The 13,694-nt window shown below is 39.5% G+C and carries 17 protein-coding genes and 3 pseudogenes; 19 read left to right on the top strand and 1 reads right to left on the bottom strand.

Annotated features, from left to right (window positions below; genetic code table 11):
* Nucleotides 1-27 precede the first annotated feature (27 nt).
* The 4 genes from ABHC48_RS05260 to ABHC48_RS05245 all read left to right on the top strand — a co-directional run bounded on the left by ABHC48_RS05260 (nt 28) and on the right by ABHC48_RS05245 (nt 1,789).
* Nucleotides 28-324 (top strand): ArsC/Spx/MgsR family protein, encoded by a 297-nt coding sequence (locus ABHC48_RS05260; protein WP_195699304.1) that lies wholly within the window; start codon nt 28-30, stop codon nt 322-324.
* A gap of 572 nt (nt 325-896) precedes the next feature.
* Nucleotides 897-1,097 carry a hypothetical protein gene (locus ABHC48_RS05255; protein WP_187565428.1) on the top strand — a complete coding sequence of 67 codons (201 nt, stop codon included), beginning with the start codon at nt 897-899 and terminating at the stop codon, nt 1,095-1,097.
* A 38-nt stretch (nt 1,098-1,135) separates the two neighbouring features.
* Nucleotides 1,136-1,351 (top strand): hypothetical protein, encoded by a 216-nt coding sequence (locus tag ABHC48_RS05250; RefSeq protein WP_055066680.1) that lies wholly within the window; start codon nt 1,136-1,138, stop codon nt 1,349-1,351.
* Nucleotides 1,352-1,372: 21 nt separating this feature from the next.
* Nucleotides 1,373-1,789 (top strand): hypothetical protein, encoded by a 417-nt coding sequence (locus tag ABHC48_RS05245; RefSeq protein WP_195699303.1) that lies wholly within the window; start codon nt 1,373-1,375, stop codon nt 1,787-1,789.
* A gap of 52 nt (nt 1,790-1,841) precedes the next feature.
* On the opposite strand, the gene ABHC48_RS05240 is transcribed toward ABHC48_RS05245, so the two are convergent.
* Nucleotides 1,842-2,357 carry a helix-turn-helix transcriptional regulator gene (locus ABHC48_RS05240; protein WP_173717405.1) on the bottom strand — a complete coding sequence of 172 codons (516 nt, stop codon included), beginning with the start codon at nt 2,355-2,357 and terminating at the stop codon, nt 1,842-1,844.
* Between the two features lie 380 nt (nt 2,358-2,737).
* Here ABHC48_RS05240 and ABHC48_RS05235 point away from each other — a divergent pair, with 380 nt between their 5' ends.
* The 15 genes and pseudogenes from ABHC48_RS05235 to ABHC48_RS05165 all read left to right on the top strand — a co-directional run bounded on the left by ABHC48_RS05235 (nt 2,738) and on the right by ABHC48_RS05165 (nt 13,528).
* The gene (locus tag ABHC48_RS05235) at nt 2,738-2,989 is read left to right on the top strand and encodes a hypothetical protein (protein WP_148463119.1); all 252 of its coding nucleotides are present in this window, start codon (nt 2,738-2,740) and stop codon (nt 2,987-2,989) included.
* A gap of 293 nt (nt 2,990-3,282) precedes the next feature.
* Nucleotides 3,283-3,498 (top strand): hypothetical protein, encoded by a 216-nt coding sequence (locus tag ABHC48_RS05230; protein ID WP_173770553.1) that lies wholly within the window; start codon nt 3,283-3,285, stop codon nt 3,496-3,498.
* Between the two features lie 20 nt (nt 3,499-3,518).
* A complete protein-coding gene (locus tag ABHC48_RS05225) occupies nt 3,519-3,929 on the top strand; it encodes a peptide deformylase (RefSeq protein WP_187565376.1) in 411 nt (136 codons plus the stop codon).
* A gap of 67 nt (nt 3,930-3,996) precedes the next feature.
* Nucleotides 3,997-4,338 carry an arsenate reductase family protein gene (locus ABHC48_RS05220; protein ID WP_173770554.1) on the top strand — a complete coding sequence of 114 codons (342 nt, stop codon included), beginning with the start codon at nt 3,997-3,999 and terminating at the stop codon, nt 4,336-4,338.
* 99 nt (nt 4,339-4,437) lie between these two features.
* Nucleotides 4,438-4,705: pseudogene (locus tag ABHC48_RS05215) on the top strand (SDR family oxidoreductase); the annotation flags it as partial.
* 168 nt (nt 4,706-4,873) lie between these two features.
* On the top strand, nt 4,874-6,127 hold the full coding sequence (locus tag ABHC48_RS05210) for an ATP-binding protein (RefSeq protein WP_195699311.1): 1,254 nt from the start codon (nt 4,874-4,876) through the stop codon (nt 6,125-6,127).
* A 135-nt stretch (nt 6,128-6,262) separates the two neighbouring features.
* The gene (locus ABHC48_RS05205) at nt 6,263-6,532 is read left to right on the top strand and encodes a metalloregulator ArsR/SmtB family transcription factor (RefSeq protein WP_148463117.1); all 270 of its coding nucleotides are present in this window, start codon (nt 6,263-6,265) and stop codon (nt 6,530-6,532) included.
* Nucleotides 6,533-6,597: 65 nt separating this feature from the next.
* Entirely contained in the window at nt 6,598-7,272 is a 675-nt protein-coding gene (locus tag ABHC48_RS05200) for an AraC family transcriptional regulator (RefSeq protein WP_195699302.1), read from the top strand.
* A gap of 89 nt (nt 7,273-7,361) precedes the next feature.
* Complete coding sequence (locus tag ABHC48_RS05195; RefSeq protein ID WP_195699301.1) at nt 7,362-9,137, top strand: DHHA1 domain-containing protein; 1,776 nt, start codon at nt 7,362-7,364, stop codon at nt 9,135-9,137.
* Between the two features lie 15 nt (nt 9,138-9,152).
* The gene (locus tag ABHC48_RS05190) at nt 9,153-9,566 is read left to right on the top strand and encodes a hypothetical protein (RefSeq protein WP_195699300.1); all 414 of its coding nucleotides are present in this window, start codon (nt 9,153-9,155) and stop codon (nt 9,564-9,566) included.
* A 212-nt stretch (nt 9,567-9,778) separates the two neighbouring features.
* A pseudogene (locus tag ABHC48_RS05185) lies at nt 9,779-9,883 on the top strand (GNAT family N-acetyltransferase); the annotation flags it as partial.
* Nucleotides 9,858-10,043: pseudogene (locus ABHC48_RS05180) on the top strand (SDR family oxidoreductase); the annotation flags it as partial. The pseudogenes ABHC48_RS05185 and ABHC48_RS05180, both read left to right, overlap by 26 nt.
* 246 nt (nt 10,044-10,289) lie before the next feature.
* Nucleotides 10,290-10,997 carry a FadR/GntR family transcriptional regulator gene (locus ABHC48_RS05175; RefSeq protein WP_118577956.1) on the top strand — a complete coding sequence of 236 codons (708 nt, stop codon included), beginning with the start codon at nt 10,290-10,292 and terminating at the stop codon, nt 10,995-10,997.
* Nucleotides 10,998-11,131: 134 nt separating this feature from the next.
* The gene (locus tag ABHC48_RS05170; protein ID WP_118577848.1) at nt 11,132-12,262 is read left to right on the top strand and encodes an Ldh family oxidoreductase; all 1,131 of its coding nucleotides are present in this window, start codon (nt 11,132-11,134) and stop codon (nt 12,260-12,262) included.
* A 90-nt stretch (nt 12,263-12,352) separates the two neighbouring features.
* On the top strand, nt 12,353-13,528 hold the full coding sequence (locus ABHC48_RS05165) for a malic enzyme-like NAD(P)-binding protein (RefSeq protein WP_118577849.1): 1,176 nt from the start codon (nt 12,353-12,355) through the stop codon (nt 13,526-13,528).
* Nucleotides 13,529-13,694 lie beyond the last annotated feature (166 nt).

The raw sequence follows: 13,694 nt of genomic DNA, 5'->3' as shown, positions 1-13,694 counted from the left end.
GTATGGCGATGGACAAGGAGAATTAATTTGAATATACAGATTTTTGGAACAAAGAAGTGCAATGATACAAAGAAAGCAGAACGTTTCTTTAAGGAACGTGGGATCAAGTTTCAGTTTATTGATATGAAAGAAAAGGGCATGAGCAAGGGTGAATTCAATTCGGTTGCCCAGGCAAATGGTGGACTGGAAAATATGATCAACTGGGAGGGCAAGGATAAGGATTTACTTGCGCTCATTAAGTACATTGCAGAGGAAGATAAACTTGAGAAGGTACTGGAAAACCCGCAGGTGATTAGGACACCGGTGGTCCGTAATGGAAAATAATCCACTCTTGGATATCAGCCGGATATCTGGAAGGCGTGGAAATAAGAAATTGAGGTGACAAGTAACGGCTTCATTTAATCAGAAGCTCCGTACGTTATATGGATATAAGTTCATAGATGGGAATGTAGGAACCAGCGAAGAGGGAATAATCACATTACCGCTCTATATGATCGCTTTCTTTGATAAAGTATCAGAATAACTGTACAGATACAAATCGTTCCCGACTTGGGGATGATTTACAAATCATTTTTAGAATTCCATGGGGACATAACAAAATAATATTTGCATTGCTGATAAGCAGTTCATCTGAATAAAGAAAATAAAATGATCACAATCAATAAAGCAGTTAATAACGCCGATACAGGATTTTTATAATCCTATACCGGCGTTTTGATGGTTACAAGAGAATGTATTTTACGCTTATTTTCCAAATGTATTGCTGGATTTTTCAGTTCATCATTTTCCAATATGACTTTAATCAATTCATCTTCAGGAACAATTCATGCAGAGGAATATAAAGACAGAATTCTCAAATTTCGAGAAATATAAAGATGCAATTCCTCATGGTGGATGTGTATTATGAAAAAGAAATTTGTTATAGTGACAATATCAACAAAAAAGCAGAATATAAATGGGGTGATCAGATGGAAGCGGCACAGAGAATTCGATTAATCCGGATAATAGAAAAGATGGAGAAAAATTCGGCATTCAGTAATAAGCTTGGTATAAAGAACGCATCTGAATATTCAGCAGAAAAAGAACAGAAAAAATGAAAGACACATATTAAAATGAGTTTCAGAAGGAGAAAAAAATGTTATCGTTATTATTTACAATTTGTATAATTTGGTTTGTCGGAAAATTTTTTGTTTTTGGGTTAAGAGCATCCTGGGGAATTATGAAACTACTTTGCACAGTTATTTTCTTCCCGGTGATATTGATTGGTATGGTTGTAGGTGGACTGATGTACATTGCTTTTCCATTATTGATCATTGGTGGCATTATAGCTTTGGTGACGTCACATTCATAATGGATCAGGAGGAGAAAACCAATGGGATATGATATTGAAAAAGAAAAGAGAGAAGCAATTGAAGCTGGGCGCAGAGCTTTGAACAGTCTTCAGGCAGCAAAAGAAAATTTAAACAGTGCAAAGAACTGGGGCCTGGTAGATATGTTTGGCGGCGGCTTTTTCACTACGATGTTAAAACATTCTAAAATGGATCAGGCCAAACGGAATATGGAACAGGCAAAGTATGATCTTCGTAATTTCAGCAGGGAATTAAATGATGTAAATATGGTATGTAACTTGAATATCGATACTGGAGATTTTCTTTCTTTTGCGGATTATTTCTTTGATGGTTTTGTTGTGGACTGGGTGGTCCAGGATCGAATCAATAATGCAAAAAGACAGGTAGAAGAAGCAATTCGAAGAACAGAAAGTATCGTCAATCAATTACAGAGTATGTAAAGGAAAAGGCAATGAGTCAGAAATGGTTCATTGCCTTTCGTCGATTTATGGCTTATTTTAATTTTTCTTTCTCGGCATTTAAGAGCTCAAGATTAAGCCCCTGTTCTCCGGCTGTCTTATCTACCCAAAGATTCAAAGAGTCTATGGCTAAAGAAATTTCATCAAGTTTTTTACTGATATAAGCAAAATCTTTCATTTCATCATCGCTGATCTTACCGTCACGGGCAATCTGGATCAGACGACCGGTAAGAGGATTGATTTCATTCAGACTGGCAATTGTCTCCAAAATGATATTTGACAGATCGGTCACTTCTACTTCTGGAACATAACGATGGCCGATTTCGCATTTGTGAGAGCAATAATAATTGCAAAGATCTGGTCTTTTATAGGCATCTGCCATCTGGAGGATATCATAAGGCGTAGGTTCTTGTGTTTCATATTCAAATTTTTCAATTTTTGAATCAGAGACAGCATCCATTTTTTCACTGGCCTCGGCTCTTGTAAGTCCTGCCGCTTCTCGGTAAAGCTGGTAAATTGTTTTGTTTTCCCTGGTGGATTGTTTACCCATGAGAATTTCCTCCCCGTATATCGCCAAACATGCAGAGCATCTATGTTCCAGGCTGCATGCTGAGCGTGTATTTCTTATATGAATTTTATTATACATAAATTATGAACTAACAACAAGTAATAGACTTTGTAAAATTATCATTTTAGGGTTTATATCAAAGAATGCTCAAGGAAGTTTAGCCGGTTGGTTGTCGGGATTTTTGTACAGCCATTTATTGTAAGATGATAACATCAAAAAAGAAGAAAAATCCAAGGAGGACTGGCAAATGAAAGGTTATGACACAAGCAACGGATATATGGGATATGTAGAAGGCAAATACATTTTATTTGCCAGTGAGCAAGAGTATTTCGAGTTTATGGAAGATTAAGGGAGGAAAAATCATGTTTGGCTTTGATAAGATGTTTGATTTTAACAGAGACGGGAAATTGGATAGTTGGGAACGTGCTGCACAGTTTCAGTTCATGGACGAAATGATGAAGGATGATGAAAAAAGTATCTTTGATGACGACGATGAGATCGATACTTTTGCGGATGCAGGGCTGGATTATGATGAGTTGGAATTTATGGATCCGGATGAAAGAAGAGAAGTTTTGGAAGATGCAGGACTGGATCCGGATGAGTTTGATTTTTGAAACTGAATGATATAGTTTAGAATAGCTGAGGCTGATTAGGGTCTCGGCTATTTGCTTTGGCTGAGGGGAAGAAACAAGGAAAGCAACAAAATACGGAAAGTTATTTATGACAATTTATTACATGTAAGGTATAATAATGAACAAGAGGTTTAAACTGTACCTCTTGTCTATTTTATATGGATTTTATAACGATGGCAATGTAAGGATGGCTGTAACGGAAGATGAAGTGGTGGAAAGTCGGAAAAGGTATGTAGAATACTGATTCTTAATATTATTTCAAGAGGAATTAAAGTATGATGTATACAGTAAAACGAATCGATGAAGACCTGGATTTTGGTTGCGAAGAACGACTGGATGATGCACCAGTCATGGCACTAGTGACTCTTGTGGATTCTTCTGGAAAAGAAGTGACAGTAAAAGCAGAGGATGCCGAGCTCTATGAGCGTAATATCAATGAAGGAGACAAAGTTTGTCTCGATGTAAATAATAAATTGGAAAAAGCAGAATGAAAGCTACAGGGAGAAAGTAAATGGTAAAGCAAATTGTAAGAGACGTTTTCTTTTTAGGCCAACCATCCGAACTGGCCACGAAAGCAGATATCCAAGTTGGAAAAGACCTGCAGGATACGCTGCAGGCGAACCGGGAGCGTTGTGTGGGTATGGCGGCAAACATGATTGGTGTAAAGAAGAATATCATCATTGTAAATATGGGCTTCATAGATGTTGTGATGTTCAATCCGGTGATCGTTTCAAAGCGTGACATGTATGATACAGAAGAAGGCTGTTTATCCTTGGATGGTGTTCGTAAGACGACCCGGTACCAGGAAATAGAAGTAGAGTATTATGATTTCAACTGGAAAAAACAGCGGCAGAAGCTGTCCGGATGGACGGCTCAGATCTGCCAGCATGAAATTGATCATTTGTCTGGAAAGATAATATAACTGAATGCGGACCTGGAATGTCCGCTTTACAAAATGATACATATGGCGATGGACAAGGAGAATTAATTTGAATATACAGATTTTTGGAACAAAGAAGTGCAATGATACAAAGAAAGCAGAACGTTTCTTTAAAGAACGTGGGATTAAGTTTCAGTTTATTGATATGAAAGAAAAGGGCATGAGCAAGGGCGAATTCAATTCGGTTGCCCAGGTAAATGGTGGACTGGAAAATATGATCAACTGGGAGGGCAAGGATAAGGATCTGCTTGCGCTTATTAAGTACATTGCAGAGGAAGATAAACTTGAGAAGGTACTGGAAAACCCGCAGGTGATTAAAACACCGGTGGTTCGTAATGGAAAACAATCCACTCTTGGATATCAGCCGGATATCTGGAAAGCGTGGAAGTAAGAGATCGGAGGATAGGAAGCTAATGGAAGAATGTAGATTTCATATTGGTGATGTAGTCCAGCATTTTAAACGGGAAAATGTAAATTTGGAAACAGCAGAGTATTTGTATCGGTTACGGCACCATTTTATCTGGCAAAACTATTTCAGCCATATTTCTCTGAAGGAGCTGCCATTGTTAATATTTCATCTTCCCGTGACCGTATGAGTCAGCCGCAAACAGAAAATTACACTGCAGCAGCCGGTTCATCGTGTCGGAAATCCTATGGATATTGCCAATATGGTATTGTTCCTTTGCTCTGAAAAAGCAGGCTTTATCATAGGTGAAAACATTTGTATTGACGGTGGTATGACAAAACAAATGATTTAGTAGTCGATTTTGACACTGCAATCAAAAAAATAAAAAGATATTTATCTATATTACATAAAAATGTGCGGATACACATAAGATGGGAATAGATATTGAAGCTCAGATCGTTCTATGATAGAATATTATTACTAAAAAGTGTGTAAAAGCACGGAATTGAGGAATATAATGATAGAAATTAAAAGAGATGCTTATCTACAGCAGTTGACCATGCGAAAAGATAATGGAATGATAAAGGTGATTACCGGTATTCGTAGATGCGGCAAATCTTTTTTGTTGTTTAATATTTTCAAGAGATATTTACAGGAGAATGGTGTTGCTGCCGATCATATTATTGAGATTGCCTTGGATGGTATTGAGAATGAGGAATTAAGAGATCCCAAGGTGTGCTTTAAGTACATCAAAGATGCCATGAAGGATGATGATAAGTATTATCTTCTTCTGGATGAAGTACAGTTCATGCCACGATTTGAGGAAGTGCTGAATAGCCTGCTCCGCATGAGCAACATTGATGTGTATGTCACCGGAAGCAATTCTAAGTTCTTGTCCAGCGACATTGTGACCGAGTTTCGTGGCAGAGGTGATGAGATCAGAATCTATCCCCTCTCTTTTGCAGAGTTTTATTCTGTCTATAAAGGTGATTACGACGATGCATGGGATGACTACATGACCTATGGCGGATTGCCGCAGGTCGTAGGTTTACAGAGCGAACGACAGAAGGCAGATTACCTGAAAAATATCTTTGCAAATGTTTATCTGAAGGACGTAATTGAAAGAAACAAGATCCAAAATGTGGATGAAATTGGCATTCTGGTTGATGTGCTTGCATCTGCAATCGGTGCACCGACCAACCCTTCAAAGATTGCTAATACCTTTGCCAGTGAGCGTCAGATGAGTTATACAAACAAAACGATTTCCAATCATATCGACTATTTGGCAGATGCGTTTTTGATTTCTAAAGCAAGCCGATACGATATTAAGGGCAGAAAGTATATCGGTGCAAATATGAAATACTACTTTACCGATCTGGGTCTGAGAAATGCCCGTTTGAATTTCAGGCAACAGGAGCCTACTCATATCATGGAGAACATTGTTTATAACGAGCTACTGATTCGTGGCTACAATGTTGATGTGGGTGTTGTGCAGATCTTTGATAAAGATAAAGAGGGCAAGCGTGTACGTAAGCAGCTGGAAGTTGATTTTGTAGTTAACCAAGGCAATCAGAGATACTACATCCAGGTTGCTTATGACATGACTTCAGAAGAAAAGCAGACTCAGGAGTTCAATTCTCTGCGTAATATCCCGGACTCTTTCAAGAAGGTTGTTATTGTAAATGGCAGCAAAAAGCCTTGGAGAAATGATGAGGGATTTGTCATCATGGGAATGAAGTATTTCCTTTTGGACGCAGATAGTTTAGAGTTTTGACATTGGATATAGATAAATTAAATCGGAAGTCATGGAGATAGTTTTATTATGATTTTGTGCTTTTCAGGACATTGACAAGCATCTATGCGTATGGTAATTTGATGTATAGATGATTATCTATGTGAGGCGGCGAAAATGGAAGCAAAGGATATGATACTAATATGTAAAGCATTATCAGATACAAATAGACTGGAGATTGTTCAGATGCTGTCAGACGGAGAAAAATGCGGATGTAAGATTCTGGATAAATTCAATATCACGCAGCCTACTTTATCACATCACATGAAAATATTGGTTAACTGTGGGATTGTAAATGACCGTAAGGAAGGCAAGTGGCATTATTATTCTCTGAACAAAAAAGTAATAAGAGCGGCAAGTTCATTTGTTGAAGCTTTGGGAAGGTAGGAAATGAAAGAAGAATGCAAAAGGCAGAATACCGTTATTATGAAATTTCTCAGGATCTTCCTGTTATGGCATTAAGTGGTAAAAAATGGGAATATTTATTTGTGGATGTGGAAGAAATTTTAAAAAGAGGTTTTGTAAATGTTCCAGAAAAATATATTTATGTTGAACAGAATCTATCGAAGAAAATAAGTGTTTTGGAGAATGCTGGAAGTACGAAGGCTGCGGCACTTATGCAGATGATAATAGAAGAAATACAGCTGAGACAAGCAAATTATAGATATACTGTTTCAACGCTTGCGTTTAATCTTGTGCTGTTTTTTGATCGTTTAGATAATGAAAACATAAAGTTTCAGAATAATTCCCGGGAAACTTCAGATTATACACGTAAAATTATAAGTTATATAGAATTACATTATATGGAGGACATCGGGGGAAAGGATTTTGCAAGGGCATGTAATCTGAGTGAGACACATATGCGGAGGATCTTTATAGAGTCTGCTAATATTACACCATCAGAATATCTAAATCTGGTTCGGATTAAGAAGGCCTGTGAAATGCTCGCAAAAGAAAAATGTTCCATAGAAAAAGTGTCTAATTCTGTAGGATACCCGGTGATATCTACATTTATGCGTAATTTTAAGAAAATAACGGGAATTTCACCAAATGCATGGCGGAGAAAAGCGTTGGAGAATCCGGAAAATGTGGCAGCCTACCAAGTATCAGTGTTTAAGGGGTGGTAAAATATATAGGGTGCCACCAGGAACAGTAAAAAAACAGTTGCCAAAAGGACAAACAGTCACAATCCCTGTATTTTCAGCTAGGTTTTACCATGTATGAGGAAGAAGAAAACCGCTGGCGGTGTTCCTTCCGATCTGATGGAAAATGGATTAATGTAAATGAACTTTTGCAGGCATTTTGCGGAGGTGGACATGCTGCGGCAGCAGGCGTGCGCAAGCGTACGAATGACGTAGAAAAATTCAGGCAGGAAATACTTGAGCGGATTGTTATGATGAGAAAGATTTCCGGTCAGAATAAAGAATTAGAAACGAAACACAGGAGAACCAGGAGGTGTAGAATGATGGAAAAGGAAAGAACCTATATTGCAATCGATCTTAAGTCATTCTATGCGTCTGTGGAATGTAAAGAACGAAATCGGGATCCTTTGACGACCAATCTTGTGGTTGCAGATAAAAGCAGAACAGAGAAAACGATCTGTCTTGCGGTATCTCCAGCCTTAAAGTGTTATGGGATCCCCGGAAGGGCTCGTTTATTTGAGGTTGTTCAAAAAGTAAAAGAAGCCAACAGTGCCCGCAGGTGGAAAGCACCGAACAGAACATTTATTGGTTCCTCTGATGACAGTGCAGAATTAAATAGTAATCCTGCACTGGAGATTGATTATATTGTTGCTCCTCCCCGGATGGCTCTCTATCTGGAATACAGCACCAGAATTTACAGCATTTATCTGAAATATATTGCGCCGGAAGATATTTTCCCGTATTCGATTGACGAAGTATTTATTGATGTAACGGATTATCTGCATACTTATAATATGACAGCAAGAGAACTTGCAATGGCCATGATACAGGATGTGCTGAAAACGACAGGTATAACGGCAACTGCAGGAATCGGAACAAATATGTATTTGTGCAAGATTGCGATGGATATTGTGGCGAAGCATATTAAAGCAGATAAAGATGGTGTACGAATTGCGGAATTGGATGAAATGTCATACCGAAGGAAACTCTGGAGTCACAGACCACTTACGGATTTCTGGAGAGTAGGGAAGGGATATGCAAAGAAGCTGGAAGAATACGGGCTTTATACAATGGGTGATATTGCAAGATGTTCCATCGGAAAAGAGAATGAGTTATACAACGAAGATCTGCTATATAAACTGTTTGGCGTTAATGCAGAGCTGTTGATCGATCATGCCTGGGGGTATGAACCCTGTACCATGGAAATGGTTAAGGCCTACAAACCGGAAATGAACAGTGTTTGCGCCGGACAAGTACTTCATTGTCCTTATGATTTTGAAAAAGCAAAACTGGTCGTAAAAGAGATGACGGATCAGATGGTTTTGGATTTGGTGGATAAGAAGCTTGTAACGGACCAGATCGTGTTGACAGTTGGTTATGATATTGAGAATCTGAACAATGCCGACAGGAGAAAGCAGTATCATGGAGAGGTTACCATTGACCGCTATGGAAGAAGAATTCCGAAACATGCACATGGAACGACCAATCTGAAACGGCAGACTTCCTCAACCAAGATGATAACTGATGCAGTAATAGAGTTATATGACAGGATTGTTGACAGAAACCTGCTTATCAGAAGAATCAATATCACAGCGAACAGGCTTGTGGATGAAAGTTCTGTGAAGAAAGAAGAAGTGTATGAACAGCTGGATCTTTTTACGGATTATGAGGCGCAAAGGAAAAAGCAGGAAGAGGAAGAGGCTGCACTGAATCGTGAAAAACGTATGCAGGAAGCGATGCTCAGTATCAAAAAGAAATTTGGAAAAAATGCTGTACTGAAGGGGATGAATCTTCAGGAAGGTGCAACCGCCAGGGACAGAAATGAACAGATTGGCGGTCATAAGGCGTAAAGGAGTTGAAAGAGGATGAAAAATAATTCTTATGACGATATCATCAATTTACCGCATCCGGTCTCTAAGAATCATCCGCAAATGCCACTTCAGGATCGAGCAGCGCAATTTGCTCCTTTTGCAGCTTTGACCGGACATGATGCTGCGATAAAGGAAACAGCAAGATTAACCGATGAAAGATTGGAACTGAGCGAGGAAGTGATTGCTCAGCTGAACGAAAAAATCAACATAATCAGAAATAATATCGGTATAGAACAGAATGTATCGATAACTTATTTTATTCCCGATGCAAAAAAAACCGGTGGATCCTATGTTATGTGCTCTGGTGTTGTAAAAAAGGTAGACGAATACGAGCGTGCTATAATCATGACGGATCAAACGGTCATTCCAATCGAACAGATAAGTGATATTAAATGTGAAGAGTGGTAAATTTGAGAAAAGATACAAAGAAGTTAGAATGTTTTTAAGGAAAAGCTGGAGGTGATGTGCCATGGCTTCATTTGATCAGAAGCTCCGTACGTTATCCGAAAATGATGATTGCCCGAACTAAACATCCAAAATATAGCTATGAAGGAGTCGAGATTCACGATATAACTGATTGGTTGTTACGGAGAAATCAAAGCTGATGGAGGATAATCGTTATGATCAGAAAGATGCAGAACCCAGATATTAATAGAGTTGCTGACATATGGTTAAAGACAAATTTAAAAGCACATGATTTTATTCCTGAGCAATATTGGACAAGTACGAGTCAATTCAATCTCTCCGGGATGGATAGATACTGACTTTATCGAATATACAGGAGCAGATGCAGTGCAGCAGCCGGTTCATCGTGTCGGAAATCCTATGGATATTGCCAATATGGTACTGTTTCTTTGCTCTGAAAAAGGTGGCAGATTCATTTCAGATCCAGAACTCAGAAAGTAAAGAAATTAGAAAAACAGAAACGCAGATTACAGCGTAGTCTCTCTCGTTCTTACGAGAAAAATAAGAAAGGGGTAAGTTACTGTAAAACAAATAATGTAATCAAAAAGGAAAAACTTTTATTAAAACGAAATAACAGATTAACAAACATCCGTAAAAATTATTTGAAGAAGGAATGAAACATAGAGGTTTATGACTTTTTATAAGTTTTCAGTAACGGAATGGATTATGTTTAGAGAAATTGGGGATGAGCGGGCTTTCGATGGGATTTTAAATCAGATTATAGAGAACATTCAGAATGGCAGTCTCAAAGCGGGAGCTGCCCTTCCGGCGGAGCGGACAATGGCGGAGACCATGGGAGTGTCCAGACCGGCAGTCAGAGAAGTTTTGAGAGCACTGGAACTGCTGGGAATAGTTAAGCCAGTGCCGGGAGGTGGGAATTATATTACAGAGGATCTGGATACCTGGCTAATCGGCCCCTTATCCATACTTTTTAAATTAAATAATGGATATCTGCGCCAGAATCAGCAGTTTCGTGCGGCACTGGAAAGAGAATCAGCAATTCTTGCAGCGAGGAAGTGCACACCGCTGAACGCAGCAGAATTATGGATGATTCTTGCACGGCTGGACGCCGCAGAAGATGAAAAGATACGGGGTAAACTGGATCGCGAACTTCACCAGAAGATTGCAAAGATCGCAGATAACCCGATGATTTACAGTGTCCTTGCGGCAGCGGATCAGCTTACGGAGAATATTGTTTCCGGGACGAGAGACTACATTATGAAAAAGAATAATTCTGCCAGAGAGGTTGATGACCAGCATCATCGGCTTGTTGAGGCAATCATCAACGGAGATGCAGAACAGGCGGAACGATGTATGTCCGAACATATGGATACGATTGAACGTTATATGGAAGAAATGCAAAAAAAATCCTAAGAAATTTTGGGCATTTTTACAGAGTTAATTGATATGACCTCTATTGTGTTTTGGTAATACCAGTGATATAATTAAAATGTAAATTGGTAATACCAATAAATAAAACTGGCAATACCAGAAAGAGGTGCGAAACAATGGGATATGTGAAATGGTCATATGAGACACTGAATCATTTTTGCGGAGACGTATTCAAGGCGTTTGGATTTACAGAGGAAGAAAGCAATCAGATCAAGGATGTGCTTCTTACGGCTGACCTTTATGGAATAGAAAGTCATGGTATGCAGAGAATGGTGCGTTATCATAAGGGAATCGAAAAGGGAACCATCCATCCGCAGGCAAAGCCTGAAGTTGTATTTGAAACACCGATATCTGCAGTGATTGATGGTCATAATGGAATGGGACAGCTTATTTCCGTTTACGCAATGAAAAAAGCCATCGAAAAAGCCAAAAAAACCGGAGTTGGAATCGTAACCGTCCGTGAGTCCAATCATTTTGGTATTGCTGGATATTATGCAAAGATGGCGTGCGATGAAGGACTTCTGGGAATGGCTTGCACCAATTCAGAGGCTATTATGGTTCCTACGTTTGGCAAAAAAGCCATGCTTGGATCAAACCCAATCGCAGTAGCTATGCCGGCAGACCCGTATCCGTTTTTCTTTGACTGTTCTACCACAGTGGTTACAAGAGGAAAACTAGAAATGTACAACAAAATGGAGAAACCGCTTCCTAATGGATGGGCGTTGGACAAAGATGGTCATGCAAGCACAGACGCGCCGGATGTCCTTGCCAATATTGTTGCAAAGAAGGGCGGCGGAATCATGCCCCTTGGTGGAAATGAAGAGGTTACAGGAAGCCACAAGGGATATGGATATGGTATGTTATGTGAACTGTTCAGTTCCATTCTTTCCATGGGTGTTACTTCGGATCATTGCTGCACATTCCCGGATAAAACTGGAATCTGTCATGGATTCATGGCAATCGATCCGGCTGCATTTGGTGATCCTCAGGCAATCCGCAGACATTTTTCAGAATACCTGGAAGCTTTGAGAGAAAGTCCGAAGGCAGAAGGCAAAGAACGTATTTATACACATGGTGAAAAAGAAGTTTTGGCAGAAAAAGAAAGAAGAGAGCATGGATTACCTGTAAACGATAATACGATGGTCGAACTTGCTAATCTGTGTGGATATCTCAAACTTGACTTTGATAAATATTTTGACGGATATGAGCTTCCAAAAGATAGCAAATTCTTTACAGGAAATTATTAATAGATTAGAAGGCAACTGTTCACAGTAACAATAGAGGCAGCCGAATCATACGGTTTCACATAATTTAAGATACCAGGGAGGACAATAGAAATGGATTATGCAAAAGAATCTTTAAGACTGCATGGAGAATGGAAAGGTAAGATTGAAGTTGTAACAAGAGTACCTGTAGAAAATAAGGATGATCTGTCACTTGCTTATACACCTGGAGTTGCACAGCCTTGTCTGGAAATCCAGAAGGATGTAAACAAATCTTACGAACTCACAAGAAGATGGAACATGTGTCTGGTAGTTACAGACGGTTCTGCTGTTCTTGGACTTGGAAACATTGGACCAGAAGCCGGAATGCCGGTTATGGAAGGTAAATGTGTCCTTTTCAAGGCATTTGGTGATGTAGATGCATTTCCACTCTGCATTAAAAGCAACGATGTGGACGAAATTGTAAATACAATCTATATGATCTCCGGTTCCTTTGGTGGAGTAAACCTGGAAGATATTTCCGCACCGAGATGTTTCGAAATTGAAAAGAAACTGAAAGAAAAATGTGATATTCCGATCTTCCATGATGACCAGCATGGTACTGCGATCATCACACTGGCAGGTCTTACCAATGCACTTAAAGTTGTTGGCAAGAAGAAAGAGGATGTCCATGTTGTAATGAACGGAGCAGGAGCAGCAGCAATCTCTATCGCTCGTCTGCTTCTCACAGCCGGATTTAAGAACATCACACTCTGTGACAGAAAGGGTGCAATCTATGAGGGACGTCCGGAAGGAATGAATCCAGTCAAAGATGAAATGAGCAAGGTGACCAATCTGGATAAGAAAGCAGGTTCTCTGGCAGATATGCTGGTCGGCGCAGATGTATTTATCGGTGTTTCCGCACCTGGTGCCGTTACAACAGAGATGGTTAAGACCATGAATAAGGATGCAATTGTTTTTGCATGTGCAAACCCGACTCCGGAGATTTTCCCGGATGACGCAAAGGCTGGCGGAGCAAAAGTTGTTTCCACAGGAAGAAGTGATTTCCCGAACCAGATCAACAACGTACTTGCTTTTCCAGGAATCTTTCGTGGCGCATTTGATGTGAGAGCAAAAGAGATCAATGATGAAATGAAGCTGGCAGCGTCTGAAGCACTTGCAAATCTGATCGCAGATGAGGAACTTTCTCCGGAATATATCATTCCGAAGGCATTCGATAAGAGGGTAGGACCGGCGGTAGCCAAAGCAGTTGCGGAGGCAGCAAAGAGAACCGGCGTAGCCCGTATTTAAAAAATACAATTTAATAAGATAGACAATTCTCCCCGGCATAACTTATTATAGGGATAGCAAGGACGTGTGACAACAATAGATTTTACTTCAAGGAAACGTCCGCAGTATGCCGGGGATTTTCTTATAATTTTTTACGAATGAGTAGAGATTTATAGCTGGAAATAAG

The organism is Ruminococcus sp. 1001136sp1, assembly GCF_039841815.1.
Taxonomy (GTDB): Bacteria; Bacillota; Clostridia; order Lachnospirales; family Lachnospiraceae; genus Blautia_A; species Blautia_A faecis.
This window is presented reverse-complemented; position numbering and strand designations above follow the sequence as displayed.